This is a genomic window from Salinivibrio sp. IB872 (assembly GCF_001995345.1).
GTDB classification, from domain to species: domain Bacteria; phylum Pseudomonadota; class Gammaproteobacteria; order Enterobacterales; family Vibrionaceae; genus Salinivibrio; species Salinivibrio proteolyticus.
In genome coordinates this window covers 111,357-131,156 of record NZ_MUFO01000004.1, presented here as the reverse complement: position 1 = coordinate 131,156, position 19,800 = coordinate 111,357, and the positions used below count along the sequence as shown (strand labels likewise).

Annotated in this window: 16 protein-coding genes, 1 tRNA gene and 1 pseudogene; 14 read left to right on the top strand and 4 right to left on the bottom strand. The window is 51.2% G+C overall.

Features of this window, described 5'->3' with window-relative positions; genetic code table 11:
• Window positions 1-33 precede the first annotated feature (33 nt).
• Genes BZJ18_RS03345 through BZJ18_RS03335 form a run of 3 tightly spaced genes read left to right on the top strand, consistent with a single transcriptional unit; the run spans window position 34 to window position 3,392 of the window.
• Complete coding sequence (locus BZJ18_RS03345) at window positions 34-1,686, top strand: SulP family inorganic anion transporter (RefSeq protein ID WP_077455331.1); 1,653 nt, start codon at window positions 34-36, stop codon at window positions 1,684-1,686.
• 15 nt (window positions 1,687-1,701) lie between these two features.
• A complete protein-coding gene (locus BZJ18_RS03340) occupies window positions 1,702-2,625 on the top strand; it encodes an ABC transporter ATP-binding protein (protein WP_077455330.1) in 924 nt (307 codons plus the stop codon).
• The gene (locus BZJ18_RS03335) at window positions 2,622-3,392 is read left to right on the top strand and encodes an ABC transporter permease (protein ID WP_069586433.1); all 771 of its coding nucleotides are present in this window, start codon (window positions 2,622-2,624) and stop codon (window positions 3,390-3,392) included. Before BZJ18_RS03340 ends, BZJ18_RS03335 begins: the two co-directional genes overlap by 4 nt.
• 83 nt (window positions 3,393-3,475) lie before the next feature.
• On the opposite strand, the gene mrcB is transcribed toward BZJ18_RS03335, so the two are convergent.
• Together mrcB and hrpB are read right to left on the bottom strand one after the other, a co-directional pair.
• Entirely contained in the window at window positions 3,476-5,809 is a 2,334-nt protein-coding gene (mrcB, locus tag BZJ18_RS03330; RefSeq protein WP_077455329.1) for a penicillin-binding protein 1B, read from the bottom strand.
• Window positions 5,810-5,817: 8 nt separating this feature from the next.
• On the bottom strand, window positions 5,818-8,271 hold the full coding sequence (hrpB, locus tag BZJ18_RS03325; protein WP_077455328.1) for an ATP-dependent helicase HrpB: 2,454 nt from the start codon (window positions 8,269-8,271) through the stop codon (window positions 5,818-5,820).
• A 65-nt stretch (window positions 8,272-8,336) separates the two neighbouring features.
• Here hrpB and thpR point away from each other — a divergent pair, with 65 nt between their 5' ends.
• The 8 genes from thpR (at window position 8,337) to panC (ending at window position 14,929) form a co-directional block, all read left to right on the top strand.
• Entirely contained in the window at window positions 8,337-8,894 is a 558-nt protein-coding gene (gene thpR / locus BZJ18_RS03320) for an RNA 2',3'-cyclic phosphodiesterase (RefSeq protein WP_077455327.1), read from the top strand.
• Window positions 8,895-8,896: 2 nt separating this feature from the next.
• Window positions 8,897-9,619, top strand: a complete 723-nt coding sequence (sfsA, locus tag BZJ18_RS03315; RefSeq protein ID WP_077455326.1) for a DNA/RNA nuclease SfsA — start codon at window positions 8,897-8,899, stop codon at window positions 9,617-9,619.
• A gap of 124 nt (window positions 9,620-9,743) precedes the next feature.
• A complete protein-coding gene (gene dksA, locus BZJ18_RS03310) occupies window positions 9,744-10,193 on the top strand; it encodes an RNA polymerase-binding protein DksA (RefSeq protein ID WP_069586438.1) in 450 nt (149 codons plus the stop codon).
• A 166-nt stretch (window positions 10,194-10,359) separates the two neighbouring features.
• Complete coding sequence (gene gluQRS, locus BZJ18_RS03305) at window positions 10,360-11,244, top strand: tRNA glutamyl-Q(34) synthetase GluQRS (protein ID WP_077455325.1); 885 nt, start codon at window positions 10,360-10,362, stop codon at window positions 11,242-11,244.
• 103 nt (window positions 11,245-11,347) lie between these two features.
• A complete protein-coding gene (gene pcnB / locus BZJ18_RS03300; RefSeq protein WP_069588471.1) occupies window positions 11,348-12,706 on the top strand; it encodes a polynucleotide adenylyltransferase PcnB in 1,359 nt (452 codons plus the stop codon).
• Complete coding sequence (gene folK, locus BZJ18_RS03295; RefSeq protein WP_069588415.1) at window positions 12,703-13,194, top strand: 2-amino-4-hydroxy-6-hydroxymethyldihydropteridine diphosphokinase; 492 nt, start codon at window positions 12,703-12,705, stop codon at window positions 13,192-13,194. The genes pcnB and folK overlap by 4 nt, the downstream gene beginning before the upstream one ends.
• Before the next feature lie 35 nt (window positions 13,195-13,229).
• The gene (gene panB, locus BZJ18_RS03290) at window positions 13,230-14,024 is read left to right on the top strand and encodes a 3-methyl-2-oxobutanoate hydroxymethyltransferase (protein WP_077455323.1); all 795 of its coding nucleotides are present in this window, start codon (window positions 13,230-13,232) and stop codon (window positions 14,022-14,024) included.
• An 11-nt stretch (window positions 14,025-14,035) separates the two neighbouring features.
• Window positions 14,036-14,929 (top strand): pantoate--beta-alanine ligase, encoded by an 894-nt coding sequence (gene panC / locus BZJ18_RS03285; protein ID WP_077455322.1) that lies wholly within the window; start codon window positions 14,036-14,038, stop codon window positions 14,927-14,929.
• Here panC and BZJ18_RS03280 read toward each other — a convergent pair.
• Entirely contained in the window at window positions 14,926-16,188 is a 1,263-nt protein-coding gene (locus BZJ18_RS03280; RefSeq protein WP_077455321.1) for an HD-GYP domain-containing protein, read from the bottom strand. The two genes, panC and BZJ18_RS03280, sit on opposite strands and share 4 nt — an antisense overlap.
• Window positions 16,189-16,603: 415 nt before the next feature.
• Window positions 16,604-16,679: transfer RNA gene (locus tag BZJ18_RS03275), tRNA-Phe, on the bottom strand.
• A 367-nt stretch (window positions 16,680-17,046) separates the two neighbouring features.
• On the opposite strand from BZJ18_RS03275, the gene BZJ18_RS03270 reads away from it, so the two are divergent.
• The 3 genes and pseudogenes from BZJ18_RS03270 to BZJ18_RS03260 all read left to right on the top strand — a co-directional run bounded on the left by BZJ18_RS03270 (window position 17,047) and on the right by BZJ18_RS03260 (window position 19,797).
• Window positions 17,047-17,304, top strand: a complete 258-nt coding sequence (locus BZJ18_RS03270; RefSeq protein WP_077455320.1) for an STAS domain-containing protein — start codon at window positions 17,047-17,049, stop codon at window positions 17,302-17,304.
• A 22-nt stretch (window positions 17,305-17,326) separates the two neighbouring features.
• A pseudogene (locus BZJ18_RS03265) lies at window positions 17,327-17,638 on the top strand (response regulator); the annotation flags it as partial.
• Between the two features lie 44 nt (window positions 17,639-17,682).
• Entirely contained in the window at window positions 17,683-19,797 is a 2,115-nt protein-coding gene (locus tag BZJ18_RS03260) for a chemotaxis protein CheA (RefSeq protein WP_077455318.1), read from the top strand.
• Window positions 19,798-19,800 lie beyond the last annotated feature (3 nt).

Sequence of the window (19,800 nt, the reverse complement as noted above, 5' to 3'; positions counted from 1 at the left end):
GAAACTGCATACGACTTGAAAGGATCAAAGGTTTTGAAATTCGAACGATTCAAAAACTGGACCCTCAAAGGGGACCTGTTTGGGGGCGTCACCACGGCGGTTATCTCTTTGCCCCTCTCGCTGGCGTTCGGGGTAGCGTCAGGAGCGGGGGCGGAAGCCGGAATGTGGGGCGCCATTTTAGTGGGCTTGTTTGCTGCTTTATTTGGTGGCTCTTCAACGCTTATTTCTGAGCCAACTGGGCCGATGACGGTGATTATGACCGCGGTGCTCACTACCATGGTGTCGCGCTATCCTGAGGGCGGCATGGCAATGGGCTTTACCGTAGTGATGATGGCCGGCCTGTTCCAAGTGATATTGGGGACACTCAAACTGGGCAAATACGTGACCTTAATGCCCTACAGTGTGATCTCCGGTTTTATGTCGGGGATTGGCGTTATCCTGATTATTCTCCAACTACCACCCTTGCTGGGCCAAGCCACGCCTGATGGCGGGGTGTTAGGCACGCTTAAAAGTCTTCCCGATCTGATTGCTCACACTCAGCAAAGCGAATTACTGTTGGGGCTGGTGACACTGGGTATTTTGTTCTCCTTTCCACAGCGTTATCGGCGCTATATGCCGGTGCAGCTGGTTGCGCTCGTTGTGGTCACCTTACTGTCGATTACATGGTTTGATTTGGCAGCGATTCGCCGGATTGGTGAGATCCCAACCGGGCTGCCGACCTTGGTGTTGCCTCAATTTAATAGTGAAATGCTCACCACCATGATGGTCGATGCCTTGGTACTCGGGACCTTAGGCTGTATTGATACCTTATTGTCAGCAGTGATTGCCGATTCACTCACTCGCGAGGAACATGACTCGGACAAAGAGTTACGCGGCCAAGGGTTAGCGAATATGGTTGCTGGGTTATTCGGCGCGTTGCCAGGGGCTGGCGGTACCATGGGGACGGTCGTCAATGTGCAGGTGGGGGGACGCTCTCCGTTGTCGGCCATTATCCGTGCACTCTTGCTCGCGGCGGTCATCTTAGTCGCCGGCTTTCTGACCGAGCCCATTCCGATGGCGGTATTGGCGGGTATCGCTATTTATGTCGGTTTTAATATTCTTGACCGCACCTTCATCCAACGTGCGCATAAAGTCAGTTTGCATCAAACCGTTATCATGTATGGTGTGATGGTGCTGACCGTACTGGTGGACTTGATTGTCGCAGTTGGCGTTGGGGTGTTTATCGCCAATATTATCGCGATTGAACACCTGAGCCGAGAGCAAGAAAAGCAGGTGAAAGCGATCAGTGATGCTGATGAGGACGATGTACCGCTTAACGATATGGAGCGTGCCTTATTAGACAGCGCGAACGGAAAAGTGTTGTTTTTCTACCTCTCAGGCCCAATGATATTCAGTGTCTCAAAAGCGATTGCACGTCAACACAGCAAAATTGAGGAATTTGATGTCATGATCCTCGACCTTAGCGACGTGCCCATGATTGATATGACTGTCGGTCTAGCGCTGGAAAATGCCATCAAAGATGCGTTAGACGTGAATTGCCAAGTCTTTTTGCTCTGTCCCCACCAAAAAACGCGGGACCAATTAGAGCGCTTGCATGTAAAAAATTGGCTCACTGACGACCACACCTTTGATAGCCGTTATGACGCATTACGCGCCGCGCACAAAGTGACCGAAGTTATGGCTTAAACGTAACGGGAGCTTATGAAAGCAATCGAAATTAAGGACCTGGTGAAAACGTACGGGTCCAATGTCAAGGCGCTTAAAGGGGTATCGCTCTCCGTGGAGGAGGGCGATTTTTATGCGCTATTGGGGCCTAATGGGGCGGGAAAATCGACCACCATTGGCATATTGAGCTCACTGGTCAACAAGACCCAAGGTCAGGTGAGCATTTTTGGCTACGACTTAGACACGCAAAAGGTGGAAGCCAAAAAGCAAATTGGCCTTGTGCCGCAAGAGTTTAACTTTAATCAGTTTGAAAAAGTGCAGCAGATTGTGGTGAACCAAGCTGGATACTACGGTGTGCCGCGTGCTCAGGCCAAAGAGCGTGCGAAAAAATACCTCTCTCAGCTCGACTTGTGGGATAAACGCCATGAGCCAGCACGGAACTTATCGGGTGGGATGAAGCGTCGCTTGATGATTGCCCGCGCATTAATGCACGAGCCTCGCTTATTGATCTTGGACGAGCCGACAGCAGGGGTGGATATCGAGCTGCGTCGCTCGATGTGGGATTTTCTCAGTGAGATAAACCGCCAAGGGATCACCATTATTTTGACCACCCACTATCTCGAAGAAGCGGAAATGCTGTGTCGAAACATCGGTATCATCAATCGAGGTGAGCTGGTGGAAGACACGTCCATGAAAGCACTGCTTGCCAAGTTGGACGCGGAAACCTTCATTCTTGATTTGCAGCCCGGACATAAGCTCAGCACCTTAGACGGCGTGAATTGGCAAAAAACCGACACTAACACTCTTGAAGTGGAGGTGAATAAATCAGTCGGGCTGACGCCGGTATTCGAACAATTGTCGCAACAAGGTGTACAAGTGCTGTCGATGCGAAACAAGGCGAATCGTCTTGAGGAGCTGTTTGTCACCTTGATTCAGCAAAACGGGGAGGGCCACGCATGAATGCCTTGTATTGGGTCGCTTTTCGTACCCTGATCCACAAAGAAGTGGTCCGCTTTACGCGTATTTGGGTACAGACCCTGGTGCCACCAGCGATTACCATGAGCCTCTATTTTATTATTTTCGGTAACCTGATTGGCTCTCGAATTGGTGAAATGGAAGGCTTCACTTACATGGAGTACATCGTGCCCGGGCTTATCATGATGTCGGTGATAACCAACTCTTACTCGAATGTGGCATCGTCCTTCTTTAGTGCCAAGTTCCAACATAATATTGAGGAGTTGTTGGTCGCGCCGATTCCAAACTACGTGATCATTGCCGGCTACATTGGTGGTGGGATGTGTCGCGGCTTGGCTGTGGGTGCCTTGGTGACCATGACCTCCCTGTTTTTCGTCGACTTGCAAATCGCGCACCCACTGATTGTTATTACGACCGTGGTGCTGACGTCGGCGGTGTTTGCGCTGGGGGGATTAATCAATGCGATCTTCGCCAAAACCTTCGACGATATAAGCTTGATCCCAACCTTTGTCCTCACGCCATTGACCTATTTAGGTGGGGTCTTTTACTCGCTATCACTGTTGCCAGAGTTTTGGCAGGGCGTGTCAAAACTGAACCCGATTGTGTATATGGTTAACGCCTTCCGTTACGGCTTTTTGGGTGTCTCGGATGTGGGGATTACCACCTCGTTTGGCGTCTTACTGCTGTTTATTGCGGGGCTGTATGCCTTGGCATGGGGATTAATTTCTCGAGGCACCGGATTGCGCAGCTAAGCGAGGGTTAATTCATCGCTAAGATGACGCTATCTAATTGATCGTTAAAAAAGCCCCAGCTATCCAAACTGGGGCTTTTTGGTTTAGTTTAACAAGCCTTTCAGCCATCCGACTGGGTCTGGYTTATCACACCGTTTCGCTAACTCACCACTCGGATCCCACATAGGGAGTTTTTGGTTACCGTAACAGTCCAGTTGATAGCGACTCGCGTTATGCTGCACCGTGACCGTAGTGACTTGTGCAGGCCACGCGACGCTGAGGTTGCTCGCACCGCGGCGCGTGAGGTAATCGTCATAGACACGCAACGCCCCTGATGCACCGGTCAGTCCCGTTGATTGGTTGTCATCACGGCCCAACCAAATAGTGGTGACTTCCTTATCATCCATGCCAACAAACCAGCTATCACGGTTATCGTCGGTTGTACCTGTTTTACCGGCGAGTGCAAACTGGCCATGATGTTGCCGTAAGTAGCGGCCCGTTCCTTGTTGAACGACTTGTTTCATCGCATATAAGGTTAACCAACCGGCTTGCTCTGGTACGACACGCTCTGCTTTGGGCCAGTTGCGATAAAGACTATGGCCTTCTTTGGTGGTCACAGCCCGCAGTGCGGTGAGAGGCGCGCGCTGACCAGCACTGCCGAGGGTTTGATACATCTGAGTAACGTCAAACGGACTCATGCTAAATGTACCAAGCAGCACGGATGGCACGCGTGGAATGGCATCAGTATTGGCACCCAGCTTGCCGAAGGTGTCAATCACTTCACCTAAGCCCAGTTGCATGCCGAGATTCACCGTGGGCACGTTATACGACTTGGCCAGTGCCGTGAGCAAAGACACACTGCCTCGGTATTGACGGTCATAGTTTCGCGGTTGCCAACTGCTGCCTTGACTGCCCTCAAGACGAATAGGTTTGTCGTCAATGTCGCTGGTAAGCTGAAAACGGGTCGGATGGCTTAATGCCGCGAGATACACCGCCGGTTTAGCCAATGATCCGATCGGGCGTTTTGCGTTCAGGGCGCGGTTAAATCCGGCGAAACCGGGCTTTGCGCCGCCGACCATGGCGCGAACTTCGCCACTGCGACGGTCGGCAATTACTGCGGCTGCTTCCAGTTGGTTACCGGCCCGTCCTTTTAATGCTTTGACCTTAGTGGTCACCGCTCCTTCGATGGCCTGTTGAGAGACAGGATCGAGGGTGGTGAATATGCGCAGGCCAGCACCAGCAGCGTATTTGTCGCCGACCTTTTGACGAATTTCTTCTTTGAGCTGATCAAAGTAAGCCGGTTGGGGGCTTGCCAGCGAGGGCGTGCTTTGAATATCTAGCGGGCGGCTGGCGGCCGCATCATAGTCTGCGCTGGTGAGTAGGTTTTGCTCCATCATTAACCGTAAAACGAGATCGCGACGAGTTTTCGCGCGCTCGGGATGACGGAACGGGTTGTAATAAGACGGCCCCTTGACCATGCCAACCAACAACGCAAGTTGGTCAACGCGCAGCTCGTTGATGGGACGTCCAAAGTAGAGTCTGGCGCCCAATGGAAATCCATGCACAGGTTCACCGCGGTTTTGACCGAGATACACTTCATTGAGGTAAGCCTCGAGGATTTTGTCTTTGCTATACCGAAAATCGAGCAACAGTGCCATGTAGGCCTCTTGGACTTTTCGCCACAAGGTGCGGTCACGGGTTAGGAACAGGTTTTTGGCGAGCTGTTGGGTGAGGGTTGAGCCACCTTGTACAGTGCGACCTGCACGAATATTGGCCACCAAGGCTCGCAATATTCCCGTTGGCGAGACCCCCTCGTGGTGGTAAAAGTCGCGGTCTTCGGTTGTGATCAGGGCTTCTACCAGAAATTCAGGAAAGCGCTCCCGGGGTAAAAATAAACGCTGTTCGTGGATCCCAGACTCCATCATCCCCAATAACTTGGGTTCGATACGCAACAGCCCAAGCGGTTGGTTGCTGCTTACCTCGGTGATTTTGGTCACTTGGTTGCCGTTAAAGCTTAGCATGGCGTGCCGAGCGGTGGCCGGACCGTCTTCAAAGTCGAACGGACGGCGGATGATTTCTAACCGTGTCTGCGACGCTGAGTATTCACCGGGGCGCTTGGGGGTACGCACTTTTTGGTAGTTGAGTGCATCTAGCTGCTGGCGCAACTGAACCAAGGAAAAATCGCTCCCCGGTGACAGGCTAATCACACGGCCATAGACAACGCCCGGGAGCTGCCAAATTTGACCATTAAACTTGTCTTGGATTTTGCCATCTAAGTAAATACCGAGGATAACGATAGCCGCTATACCGACCAAACTGCATTTAAAGCCGAAGGCAAGCAAGCGCTTGGTCCAGCTTGGCTTGGCGGTCGCTTTTTTAGTGCGACGGGTCGGCGCGGTGCGTTTCTTAGTGCTAGTGCGTGTTTTTTTATTAGCCATACAATCGGTTAACTCTGGTTAAAATGGCGTTTCGTTTTGCGYGTGGGCACATGATTGGCTGGGTCATCCGGCCAAAGGTGTTTAGGGTAGCGTCCCTTCATTTCTTTTTGCACCTCTTTATAGGCCCCTTGCCAAAAGCCCGCTAAGTCTTGGGTTATTTGTAACGGTCGTCCGGCAGGGGACAACAGCTCAAGCTGGACCGCTACCTTACCATTGGCAAGCGTCGGTGTTTGCGCTTGTCCGTACATCTCTTGCATCTTCACCGCCAAAACCGGTGCCTTGTTAGACTCGTAGCGTAGTCGATAGCGAGAGCCAGTCGGCACCGTTAGGTGAGTGGGTAGGGCGGCGTTAAGCTGTTGCGTCGTCTCATACCCAAACCAAGCTTCGAGTACTGGTTTTAGATCTAACTGTTTAAGTGCTTGCCAACGCGACAGGCCATGCATAAACGGCGCAAGCCATGTATCGAGGGTGTTAAGCAAGTCCGCATCGCTTAAAGGCGGTAACCTAATGTCGAGTCCCCACGCCTGTGCGCAGCGCGCCCGTGTGAGTAAGGACTGACTTTCTGGCTGCCAATTCAATGCATGAAGGCCWTTTTGACGAACCGCATCAAGCAACCCTTGCACTTTCTGCTCCGCGGTAAGCGTATCAAGCGGTTGGCGGCTAAGCACCAGCTCTCCCAAACACTGCTGTTTTTCTGCACGTAGCGTGCCACGCTGTTCATCCCACGCGATCACTTCTCGGTGTGTAAACAGATCGGGACGAGCCTCACTCAAGGTCGTCAGGGATAACGCAATGGCGCAGTAGGCCCGGCTATCGCTACGCTCGCTGGCCATTACATCACAGATCACCAGCGTGTCGGCATGGCTCAGGGGATCTTGGCTGTCGAGTGTGACGCCGTGACCATTTGCCATCACAAAGCGCCCCGATTGCCCACGTGATTGCGCAATGCGATCGGGCCAAACGAAAGCGGCCAATAACGGCAATGCCTGCTCATCGAGTGTATGGGTCAAACGGATGCCAAGTGCGTGAGCCAGCGACTTGGCCCGTGATTGATGCTCTCGCGATGACATCGCGGCGCGCACCTGATCGATAAGCGATAATGATCCGTTTCCTCTGACCGGTTTATCCACCCAAGCGGCTAACCAGCAAGCGGTCGATTGCACCGATGTGGCGGCCGTTTCCACGCGTGCGAGCATCGCTGCAGCGCGAGGTTGGGCGGCCAATTGGCTAGCCCGTTGCCCGAGCGCGGTGAATGTCTGTCGTGTATCCGTCAGGCCCAATTGTGTCAGTCTTTGGCAGGCAGCTTGCCAATGTTTCGCGGGGGGCGCGTCAAGCCAATGTAAATCTTGGACGTCACAGCCCCATTGGATCACATTAAGCGCCAAGTCGGTTAAGTCTTCGCGCAGAATCGGTGCATCAGGGGCCGCTGGCAGGCGCTGGAATTGCTCCTCACTATAAAGACGTAAGCAATGTCCCTCGCTGAGTCGTCCGGCCCGTCCTGCGCGCTGTACTGCAGAGCTGCGCGCAATATGCCGAGTGACGAGCTTATCGATACCCGTCTGCGCGTGGTGGGTCACCAAACGTTCAAGACCCGTATCAATGACCAGCTGGACCCCATCAATCGTCAAACTGGTTTCTGCAATATTGGTGGTCAGTACCCACTTTCTCCTTCCCTTGGGTGCAGGTGCGATAGCCGCTTGCTGCGCTGAAAAGTCGAGGCTACCGTGAAGCAGATGTAAATCCATGTCATCGGGAAGCGTGTTTTGTAGCGCTTGATGGACGCGGCGTATTGCCTGCATCCCGGGCAAAAACATCAGTGCCGAGCCTGAGTGTTGTCGGATAAAGTCGAGACTGGCGCGTGCCACCGCACTTTCCCACTGGTCACGGCGAGCGATTGGCTGATAGTGATAATGAATTGGAAAGCTTCGCCCTTCGGTGGCGAGTACCAATGCGTCAGGCAGACATTGACATAAGGCGTGATTGTCTAAGGTCGCTGACATCACAATTAAACGTAAGTCGTCGCGCAGGCCCGCTTGGCTGTCGAGACTTAGGGCCAGCGCTAGATCGGCGTGTAAACTGCGCTCGTGAAACTCATCGAATAGGATCAGGCTTACGTCTTCTAGCATGGGGTCTTGTTGCAGTAAGCGCGTCAGGACACCTTCGGTAACTACTTCTAAGCGGGTGTTGGCACTGACTTGTGTGTGGCCACGCATTCTCAGCCCCACGGTTTGTCCAACTGGTTCATTTAACTGTTGCGCTAAAAAAGCAGCGATGTTTCGCGCAGCTAAACGTCTTGGTTCAAGGAGTAGGATTTTGCCGGTTAAGGCGGTGCGTTCGAGCAGTGCGAGTGGCAGGCGCGTTGACTTACCGGCGCCCGGTGGCGCCGATAAAATGATTTGTGGGTACTGGCGCAAGCCGTCAATTAACGGCGGAATCACGGCATCAATCGGAAGCTGAGACAAGCGTTTGCCCTTTGTGTCAGAATCAAAGCGGTTATTTTAACGAACCAGACGCAAAAGGAGACCCCATGCGAGTATTTTTCGCGCTGGGCTTGAATGAGAGCGTGAACCTTGCTGCCAGAGAGGCGCTGGCTGACTATAAAAATCAGCTATCAGGGGAAGGGCGCGCCGTGCCTGACGCCAACTTGCACCTCACGCTAGCGTTTTTAGGGGACGTGCCGAAGGTGGTGTTACCAGCGTTGTGTGAAGAGGCCAACGCTATTTGTCTCTCCTCATTCTCCCTGACATTATCACAATTAGCCATCTGGTCAGGGCCAAACATCGCTTGTGCCACCGTCGCGACGCCGCCCGCTATGTTGTGCGATCTGGCCCATCGCTTAAGCCAGTTAGCAGCTTGGCCAGCACAGCGTGATAGTCATGCGTTTACTCCTCACATCACGTTACGTCGAGGGGTTAAAACCGTTCAAGGTTTGGACGGACCGTCGCTACCGTCGCTAACATTTACTTGCCAACGCTTTGGTCTCTACGCTTCGCCTTCTCATCCAGCCACACATGGCCCGCGTGATAGTGAGGGGATAGCCTTATACCAATGCTTACATGCGTTTGATCTTACTAGCAGGAATTGAGCATGCAGTTTTCGCCACCACTCCAGTCGGCCACTTTAGTGCGCCGTTATAAACGCTTTTTAACCGATGTCACGCTGGCCAATGGCGATACCTTGACGATGCATTGTGCCAATACAGGCGCTATGACGGGTTGTGCAACTCCCGGTGATACCGTGTGGTATTCCACGTCGGACAATACAAAGCGTAAATATCCGAATAGCTGGGAGCTCAATTACACTCAGCAAGGTCACTGGATTTGTGTCAATACGGCCCGCGCCAACACCTTAGTGGTCGAGGCGATTGAGGCTGGGCGTATTCCTGAACTAGCCGGCTATACACAATTACAGACAGAAGTACGCTATGGCAGCGAAAACAGTCGCATAGACCTTCTATTACGTGACGATGACAAAACGGACTGCTATATAGAAGTAAAGAGTGTCACCTTATTAGAGGAGGATGGCTGGGGAGCCTTCCCAGATGCGGTATCAACCCGAGGGCAAAAGCATCTGCGTGAACTGATTTCAATGGTCGAACAAGGCCATCGTGCCGTATTACTGTTTGCTGTTTTGCATTCAGGGATTGAAAAAGTCACCGGTGCCCCCCATATCGACGCGGACTATAATCAGTTATTAAATGACGCGGTGGCGGCGGGTGTGGAAGTAATTTGTTACCAAGCTGAGTTGTCGCCAAGTGAGCTAATACTGGTTAATTCCGTACCTTTTGTTGCGAATACAGCAAAAGTGTAGACATGTTCACACTGGGCGTAGCAGGGCGTAAATCAAAGATTGCCACCCTATAGGCTTTCTGATATAGATAGCGCCCTCATTTGACTGACACGGGTCATGTCAAGGTGTTTTTAGGAGAAGCTGAATGCCAGAAAGCAAAGAAAAGAAATCGCTGGGCATCCTGGCCATTGCCGGATTAGAGCCATACCAGGAGAAGCCTGGTGAGGAATATATGGGCGAGCCACAGCTCGAGCATTTCCGTAAAATCCTCAACGCGTGGCGTAATCAGCTCAGGGAAGAAGTCGATCGTACGGTTAACCATATGAAAGACGAAGCGGCAAACTTTCCCGATCCTGTTGACCGAGCGGCGCAGGAAGAGGAGTTCAGTTTGGAGCTGCGTAACCGCGATCGTGAGCGCAAGTTGATCAAAAAAATCGACAAAACCCTACAACGCATTGAAGACGATGACTTCGGTTTTTGTGACTCGTGCGGTGTGGAAATCGGTATTCGTCGCCTTGAAGCGCGTCCGACCGCCGAGCTATGTATCGACTGCAAAACGCTTGCTGAGCTTAAAGAAAAGCAAATGGCGGGCTAATTGCCCCGACAGCCAATGCAGTGAATTGGCGGTATACCCAATTGGATAAAAGGGAGCTTCGGCTCCCTTTTTGTGTCTTGGTATGCTTGTGTTCAGGCTATATCCCCGTACAATTTGCGCTATTCCTTGTTGCCACCAGGCTTATGCCCTTGATTGCCCGCTTATCATGACCTCGCACACGCACTATATTGGCCGCTTTGCGCCTTCACCGTCCGGCCCTTTGCATTTTGGTTCCTTGGTCGCTGCGCTAGGCTCCTACTTAGATGCACGCGCTCACGATGGACAATGGCTGGTGAGAATCGAAGATATTGATCCGCCGCGAGAGGTTGCAGGGGCGGCGAGTGATATTTTGCAAACACTCGAAGCCTATGGGCTGCATTGGGACGGTGCGGTGCGGTATCAAAGTGATCACTTGCTTGATTATCAAGCGCAGATTGATGCGTGGTTAGCCTCGGGCGAGGCGTACTATTGCACGTGCACACGTAAACAAATTAAAGCGGCAGGTGGCATCTATTTAGGGACATGCCGAGAGAAGCATCACGGGCCAGAGCAAGCGGCGGTACGTTTAAAAAGCCCGGCAGCAATCCTCGCCTTTGAGGACCGGCTTCACGGTACGCTAGACATGGATGCGGCACTTGCCCGTGAAGACTTTATTATCAAACGGCGTGATGGTCTGTATGCCTATAATCTCGCGGTGGTCTTGGATGACATTGACCAAGGCATTACGGATGTGGTGCGCGGCGCGGATTTAATTATGCCCACAGGGCGTCACATTGCCTTATATCAAAAGCTGGGTAAGGTGGCGCCACGCTATCTACACTTGCCCTTGGCAGTCAATGCCGATGGGAACAAATTATCTAAGCAGAATCATGCTCCCGCGATTAATCGCGCCGACCCAATGCCAGCGTTGCTAGCCGCATTAGCGTTTTTGGGAATGCCATTTTATCCGGATTGGCGCTCGGCGAAACCGGGAGAATTATTGGCAGAAGCGGTAAAAAGATGGTCAATAGCCACCCTGCCACGGGAAACAGAGGTAAAGACAGCATTCTAAAATTTCCCACCCTGATATATTATATGCCGCTGTTTCATGGCCCGAACTGTAAATGACGAGGTGAGCTATCTTTAATCGAGTGACCAGCTTTTGCCGTAAGGTTCTGAATCGTGATAATAAATCACGAGCAATAGAGGATCTTAAGTTGGAAGTTATCCCCCGCAAAGCACATGGCATTTCGCGAAAAGGTATCAGCGAAAATGCGCTGAAAGTGCTCTATCGCCTGCATAAAGCGGGCTATGAGGCGTACCTCGTCGGTGGCGGTGTGCGTGATTTACTCTTGGGGCGTGACCCCAAAGACTTTGATATCGCCACCAATGCCACGCCAGATGAAGTGCGTAAGCTATTCCGAAACTGCCGCCTTGTCGGACGGCGATTTCGTCTTGCCCATATTCTGTTCGGCCGTGATGTGATTGAAGTGGCGACCTTCCGAGGTCATCACACTGATCCAAAGAAAAGTAAGCACACGGCGCGTTCAGAAGACGGCATGCTGCTAAGAGACAATGTCTATGGCAGCATTGATGAAGATGCACAACGTCGCGATTTCACCGTTAACGCGCTGTATTACAACATCGCTGATTTTTCGATTCGAGATTACGCCGGTGGTGTGGACGACCTGAACAACCGCATTATTCGTTTGATTGGTGATCCTGAAACGCGCTATCGCGAAGATCCGGTGCGGATGTTGCGTGCGGTACGCTTTGCCGTCAAACTCGACATGACCATCAATCCGGCCACGGCCGCACCGATTGAAACCTTGGCCCCGTTGCTACAAGAAATCCCGTCGGCGCGCATGTTTGAAGAAAGTCTGAAACTGCTGCAAGCAGGTCAAGGCTTGGCAACCTATAAAATGTTGCGAGAGTATCATCTCTTCGAACAGCTTTTCCCTGCGGTTGCGGCGCACTTTACCGAAGAGCACACCAGTCAAACCGAACAAATGCTTGAGCAGGTCTTAAGCTCCACGGATAAACGGATCGCCAACAGTCAACGGATTAATCCAGCCTTTTTGTTTGCTGCCATGCTTTGGTATCCCGTGGTAACACGTGCTGAGGAGATGACGTTCGAAAGTGGCTTGAGTTATTACGATGCCTTTATGGTAGCCGCTAACGACATCCTGGACGAGCAAGTGAAAACGGTGGCAATTCCACGCCGTTTCACGGCAATGGTACGAGAAATCTGGCAACTGCAAATGCGCATGACGCGTCGCACAGGGGCTCGCGCCTTCAAATTGCTCGACGAATCCAAATTCCGTGCGGCGTTTGATTTGTTAGAAATGCGTGGTGCGGTTGAAGGTGGAGATACCGAGGTGCTAGGTGCATGGTGGCGTGATTTCCAACGTGCCGACCAAGGTGGCCGACAGAAAATGGTCCGCGCCATTAATAAAGTGAGTAATACACGTAAACCTCGCCGTCGTAAGCAAGCGCCACGACGACGTAAACCACAATCGAATTCATCTTCATGAATCGTGTGTATATCGCCATTGGTAGTAACTTGGGGAACCCGATAGAAAAGGCGAACCAAGCGATTGCTGCCTTAAAGCAATTGCCGCAAAGTCAGTTTGTTGCGGCATCTCCGCTTTACACGAGTAAACCTATGGGGCCAGCTGATCAGCCGGATTATATTAACGCGGTGATTGCGCTGGACACCCACCTTGACCCTTTGACACTATTGGATGCAACGCAAGCGATTGAGCTTGATTATGGCAGGGAACGCAAAGCAGAACGCTGGGGGCCAAGAACCTTGGACCTCGACATTTTGCTCTATGGCAATCGCGTCATCGATCATCCGCGACTGACGGTGCCACACTACGGCATGAAAGTGCGCGAGTTCGTGCTTTATCCACTTGCCGACATTGCCCCCGACTTGTGCTTGCCCGACGGCAGCACCCTCGCCGCGAGCCTGACGCGCGTCGATCGTAATGGTTTAACCCGTATTAGCGATCACGCTTAATCGGTGGGCCCCAGTTTCAGGCTTTGGGAGACATAATGAAAAAAATCACAATCACTGATCTGATGACATGGAAGCAGCAGGGCCAAAAGTTTGCATCACTGACGGCTTATGATGCGAGTTTTGCCCAATTGTTCGAGCAACAGGAAGTGCCTGTTTTACTTGTAGGCGATTCGCTTGGAATGGTTCTGCAAGGAAAGAGCGATACCTTATCGGTGTCGGTTGAAGAACTGGCTTATCACACCCGTTGCGTGCGTGCGGGTAGCCCAAATAGCTTGCTGATGGCAGATATGCCATTTATGAGCTGTGCCACACCGGAGCAAGCCTGTGCCAATGCTGCTGAGCTGATCAAAGCTGGCGCCAATATGGTAAAGATTGAAGGCGGATCATGGCTGGTGGACGCAGTAAAAATGCTGACCGAGCGTGCCGTACCTGTTTGTGCGCACTTGGGTCTCACCCCTCAGTCAGTCAATATTTTCGGTGGCTTTAAAGTACAAGGCCGTGAGGAAGATAAAGCCGAGCAGATGGTGGCTGATGCGGTCGCGCTAGAAAAAGCCGGCGCGCAGATCATCTTGCTGGAATGCGTTCCCGCCTCACTGGCTAAGCGTATTACTGACACTGTGTCGGTACCCGTGATTGGAATCGGTGCGGGCGGTGACACCGATGGTCAAATTTTGGTCATGCATGATATGCTCGGTGTCTCTGCCAATTACATGCCTAAATTCTCAAAAAATTATTTGGCTGAAACTGGCGACGCGCGTGAAGCGGTGGCCAAGTACGTCAAAGAAGTAGCAAGCGGTGAGTTTCCGGGTCCCGCACATACGTTTAAATAGAGAGGCCGAGTATGCAGGTGATTTCTGAGGTTGCGCCGCTGCGCGATCAGATTAGCCAGTGGCGAAAAGCCGATAAACGCATTGCGTTTGTACCCACAATGGGCAATTTACACCAAGGGCATTTAACGCTGGTGCGTAAGGCGCGTGAGCTTGGTGAAGTGGTGGCGGTAAGCATCTTTGTGAACCCGATGCAGTTTGACCGAGCAGACGATCTGGCCAATTATCCACGCACTTTGGAAGACGATTTAGCCAAATTGCGTGAAGAGGGCGTCGATCTCGTCTTCACCCCGAGTGCTGAGGTGCTTTATCCTCAAGGGCTTGAGACACACACCACGGTGGACGTCCCAGGGCTCGCCACCATGCTGGAAGGCGCATCGCGCCCCGGACATTTTCGTGGGGTGGCGACCGTCGTCACTAAGCTCTTTAACTTAGTACAGCCCAGTGTGGCGTGCTTTGGCGAGAAAGACTTTCAGCAACTTGCTGTGATCCGCAAAATGGTCACAGATATGGCGATGCCGATTGAGATTGTCGGTGTGCCAACTGTGCGTGAGAGTGATGGCTTGGCGATGAGCTCTCGCAACAACAACCTGACTGTCGATGAGCGCCAGCGTGCGCCAGTGCTCGCGAAAACGATGCGTTGGATGAGCGCACAGATGCGTAATGGCCGTCGTGATCTGGACGATCTCATTGAAGATGCGCACGATCAACTCCGTGCCGCTGGCTTGCAACCGGATGAGTTTTATATCCGTGATGCGTCAACCCTTGGCCAAGTCACTGAAGAGAGTCGTCAAGCTGTTATCTTAGTGGCGGCTTACTTGGGACAGACGCGCTTAATTGACAATCTGGTGGTTGAATTACAGCGTGCTGCGGACAAGACAGAAAAAGTCGAGTCGGCCAGTCACTAGCCATCCCCATCCATAAAGTAGGAAATCCGTGTTCTCGGTTTCAAATAATCTTTAATTTCCTGCGGTAACTTAGAGATAGGCACGGCGGTGTCTATCTCTAGATCACTCTCTCGCATATCAATAATGGTCGCTTGATCCGCTGGAATTTCTGGGTCGTAAAGCATGACGTTGGGTTTCAGCAGAGCACTACTATTGACCGATATGATCATTCCCGTCTCACCACTTGACAGTCTTACCACGGTACCGGGTGGATACACGCCCATCATTTTGACAAACAGTGCTAGCAACCGCGGGTTAAATTTATCTTTGTTGTCTTTAAAAAGATGAGATAGGGCGGCAAATGGCATGCGTGCCGGCGCACCAAATTGAGGGCGGCATAACCGATCGTAAAAGTTCATCATGCTGACGATTTGCGCCATCTCGTCGATATTATCCCCTTGAAGGCCCTCAGGAAAACCACTGCCATCGGCGTATTCATGGTGCTGGGCAAGGATCTTCTCCACGCTCGACGTACACTCATCCATTTCAGTAATCAGCTCCGAGCCGTAAGCGACATGCAAGCGATAGTAATTCATCTCCGGTTCAGTCAAACGCTCTTTTTTACGAATAATCGCCGACGGGACTTTTTTAGTCCCAATATCATGAAGAACGGCGCCGGTTAAAAGAGCGCGGATTTTATCATTGTCGTAACCATGGCTTCTGGCCAGCATCAGGGCCAATACTGCCACATTCAATGAGTGCGCATACATATCTTCCGCAAGAGAAGGGTCGTCCATCAAATGAAGAGTGACGTTTGCTTCGCCGCCAACAACCATCAGACTATCCACCAGCATGCGGACATCCTCATTGGCGGCTTGGGGGCGCTGTGACACCTTCATATTGATAGCGCGAAGCTGTGCCATAGAACGTTGATAGTGTTGCTGTACTTTCTGAATACGGGCGCGAAAACGGCGCTGCTCTTCTATCCGTTTCTGCTTTTCTTGCTCCATGGCTGCTTTTTCACGGTGCACGGCGTTGGGATCCACCTCGTCAGGATTTTCCGTTTTCTCAGCAAGTGCAGGGAGAGGCGTCGAAATGCTTTTATCTGGGTAGTAATACACGAAACTAATCGGGAGCGAGCGAATCACCTTGGCTTGTGCATCGCTCTCAATTTGAAAACGATTCAGCATAAAAGGGTGATCACGCCACTTCAGTGGGAGTTTTATATATAAACCGGCTTGTAGCCGTTCGGTCGAAAGCTTAATGCTACCTGCTGCCATGCTCACTCTGGGAGATTTGCGCCTGTTTGGTCCGTGAATGAATGTGGTGTTACGCCATACTACCAGTACAGTATGTGGTTTAATGCGGGGTGCCACACAGACTATTGATATCTCTGATATCCCCACTCAATCATGTTGCCACTGATGTATTACAAAGATAGCCGACTTTAATTGATTCGGCGGGCGCTTTTCCCTAGCTAGATAGGAAAACCAACATGAAGCGTGATGGACAGATGATAAACGTGAGTGTGGAGATAACGAGATAAAAAACAGATAAAAAAATCCCCACTCGTGAGAGCAGGGATTCTCATAAACATGGTGCCCGGAGGCGGAATAGATTGCGGCCTGCAAGGCCACCGACACGGTGTCGGCATAAAAAAATCCCCACTCGAGAGAGCAGGGATTTTCATAAACATGGTGCCCGGAGGCGGAATCGAACCACCGACACGGGGATTTTCAATCCCCTGCTCTACCGACTGAGCTATCCGGGCTAAGGAGCGCTATTTAATAGTATTAACTGCATAATGTCAAAGTAAATTTCAGCTTAAACGCCTAACAAACAATATTCATTACTGATTACACCCTGTTTTGTACGAAGTGTGAGCATTCTCGCTAATTTCAAATCCGGCATGCGGCATGCATTTCTTCATACGCCTTTCTTTCGTCGTCCCATCCAATGTTTAAGCGACTGTATTTTTTGTCTTTGCTGTCCAGCTTTCTTGTTTTAAATGAACATCTTCCTGAACATCCTCTTTTTTTGCTATGGCTAAAAAATCATCACTTGGTAGATAGTTGCTACACTTATAACGCGAAACAAAAAACATGTTTTTTTAAACAAACAGTTAGAGCAGCTTTGTGATGGAAATTACCCTTGGAGAGTCATTAGATATCACCCAGATTCAATCAATTAAAGAAGAAATCGCAAACAAAATCGGCGACGAAAAGCAGTGCACCCTAGACGCGGGCAGTGTCAATCGGATTGATGGGGCGGGCTTGCAGTTATTACTTTGTTTGGTTCGAACCCAAGAGGAACTGCAGTGGCAAAATGTGTCTGAAAGCCTGTATAGCGCCGCGCAAACCGCAGGCATGGTCGAGCTACTAAAGCTCAATCGTTAATACATGGAGTTGGGGTAAGAGGATGGCAAATATACTTGCAGCAGATGATTCAGTATCCATTCGGCAAATGGTGAGTCATACCTTGAAAGAAGCCGGTTACCAAGTTGAAACGGCAAACGATGGCGCAGACGCATTGCGCAAAGCGAAGACTAAAAAATTCGACCTCATTATTTCAGACGTCAATATGCCAGTGATGGATGGGTTGGAGTTTGTGCGACAAGTGCGCGGCGTGCCGCAGTACAAATTTACTCCCATCTTGATGTTGACCACCGAAACATCAGCAGAGAAAAAGTCGGCCGGTAAAGCTGCCGGAGCGACGGGCTGGATCGTTAAGCNACACTACAGCGCGTGTTGTAAGGCGCATCGACGGAGGATTCTATGGCCATGGACATGGACCAGCTACGGCGTATTTTTTATGAAGAATGCCGCGAGAATCTGGAAGTGCTGGAGCGAGAGTTATTGGCTCTTGACCCTGAAGCCACTGACCTAGAATCAATTAACACCATATTCCGCGCAGCCCACTCGATTAAAGGGGGGGCCGCGACATTTAATCTCGATGATATCAGTCATTTCACCCATGACATGGAAACGCTGCTTGATGAAGCGCGTGAAGAGAAGCGGCAGCTAGATAGTCACACTATTGATGTGCTGCTGCGTGGTGGGGACTGCATTTTGTCTATGTTGGAGTCGTATGAAAACGACACTGACTACGACAGCTCTGAACGTGATGCGGTGACCGAAGCGCTAAACGCCATCATGGGAAATGAGGCCGCAGCGCCCTCCGAAGCGCAAGCACCTGACGTCGCTGATGTCCCGGCTGTCTCGGTAGCGGGCGAATGGCTGGTTGGTTTTGAGCCTCACCCAGATATGTTGTTTTCCGGCAATGATCCGGTACGTATTCTTCGAGAGCTTGAAGCACTCCCCGGTGGGGCGGATATTGTGTGTGATCCCTCTGCTCTGCCAGATTTTACCGAACTCGATCCCGAGCAATTGTTTTTAAAATGGCAAGTGCGCGTTGATGGGCATATTCCCCGTGAAGATATCGAAGCGATTTTTGATTGGGTCGAAGATGAGTGTGAGCTGAGTATTACGCGCAATGAGGAAGCATCGGCAGGATCTTCTTCTGCGGCAACGGCTTCAGCTTCAGAGAATACAGTGGCTTCTGATAGTGCGCTTGTGGCATCAGCGCAACCTGCTGAGGAACAAACATCGGACAAGGCTCAGACAGCCAGCAAATCCAGTGGCAAAAAAACGGCGCCCAAACCTGCAGCGAAAAGTGATGCTAGCGTTTCCTCCATTCGTGTTGAGATCGACAAAGTCGATAACCTGATCAATTTGGTCGGCGAATTAGTGATCACACAATCTATGCTGGCTGAACTCAGTAGTAACTTTTCTCCAGAAAAACTTGAGCAACTCCAGTCAGGTCTCGAGCAGTTGATGCAAAACACTAAAGAGCTACAAGAGAGTGTGCTCGATATCCGCATGTTGCCGATTAGTTTTGCCTTTAACCGTTTCCCTCGTTTGATTCGCGACCTGTCATCACAGTTAGGTAAACGTGTAGAGCTGATGATTGAAGGGGAAAGCACTGAACTGGATAAAACGGTTTTAGAGCGTATCTCCGACCCGCTGGTGCACTTGGTAAGAAATGCGGTCGACCATGGCTTAGAGTCCCCCGAAGAGCGAAAAGGAAAAGGCAAACCCGAAATCGGGTTAGTGCATTTGAATGCCTATCATCAAGGCGGCTCTATTGTGATTGAAGTTAGCGATGATGGTGCCGGACTGAACAAAGAAAAAATCTGGCAAAAAGCGCTGGATAAGGGCCTCATCTCAGATGACTTACCGATTGATGAGTTGATGGACACGCAAGTGTTCAATCTTGTGTTCGCACCGGGCTTTTCAACCGCTGATCAGGTATCAGACGTATCAGGGCGTGGTGTGGGGATGGACGTCGTACGCCGTAATATCGAGCAGTTGGGCGGTAATATCGATGTGCACTCAGCACCCGAAAAAGGCAGCATATTCAAAATCAGTTTGCCATTAACGCTGGCGATTTTGGACGGACAACTCGTCAAGGTGGCGGGCCAAGTTTATGTGGTGCCACTTATTTCTATTATCGAATCCATTCAAATTGATAGCCAACAAATTAAAACCGCGTCTGGCGTACAGCTTTATCGCCTACGCGATGAAAACATCCCTATTTTGCGCTTAAAAGAAGAATTTGGGTTAGGGCACTGTGGCGAGGATCTCGATAAGCAATTGCTTTGCTTGGTTGAAGCGGGCGATAAGAAAGTCGGGCTGTTGCTCGATGAATTACTGGGTCAGCAGCAAGTCGTGATCAAAAGCTTAGAGTCTAATTATACCCGCGTGGCAGGTATTTCCGGTGCCACTATTTTGGGTGACGGCTCGGTATCACTCATCCTCGATATCCAAGGACTCATTACGCAATTCTTGTCGCGCGTCAGTGACGCTAGCGGTCATATCGCCGCGGCATAAGGA

Coding starts and splice junctions, on each gene's coding strand:
- BZJ18_RS03340 (WP_077455330.1), top strand. CDS start 1,702: ATGAAAGCAATCGAAATTAAGGACCTGGTGAAAACGTACGGGTCCAAT.
- BZJ18_RS03335 (WP_069586433.1), top strand. CDS start 2,622: ATGAATGCCTTGTATTGGGTCGCTTTTCGTACCCTGATCCACAAAGAA.
- thpR (WP_077455327.1), top strand. CDS start 8,337: ATGCGAGTATTTTTCGCGCTGGGCTTGAATGAGAGCGTGAACCTTGCT.
- sfsA (WP_077455326.1), top strand. CDS start 8,897: ATGCAGTTTTCGCCACCACTCCAGTCGGCCACTTTAGTGCGCCGTTAT.
- dksA (WP_069586438.1), top strand. CDS start 9,744: ATGCCAGAAAGCAAAGAAAAGAAATCGCTGGGCATCCTGGCCATTGCC.
- gluQRS (WP_077455325.1), top strand. CDS start 10,360: ATGACCTCGCACACGCACTATATTGGCCGCTTTGCGCCTTCACCGTCC.
- folK (WP_069588415.1), top strand. CDS start 12,703: ATGAATCGTGTGTATATCGCCATTGGTAGTAACTTGGGGAACCCGATA.
- panB (WP_077455323.1), top strand. CDS start 13,230: ATGAAAAAAATCACAATCACTGATCTGATGACATGGAAGCAGCAGGGC.
- panC (WP_077455322.1), top strand. CDS start 14,036: ATGCAGGTGATTTCTGAGGTTGCGCCGCTGCGCGATCAGATTAGCCAG.
- BZJ18_RS03280 (WP_077455321.1), bottom strand. CDS start 16,188: ATGGCAGCAGGTAGCATTAAGCTTTCGACCGAACGGCTACAAGCCGGT.
- BZJ18_RS03270 (WP_077455320.1), top strand. CDS start 17,047: ATGGAAATTACCCTTGGAGAGTCATTAGATATCACCCAGATTCAATCA.
- BZJ18_RS03260 (WP_077455318.1), top strand. CDS start 17,683: ATGGCCATGGACATGGACCAGCTACGGCGTATTTTTTATGAAGAATGC.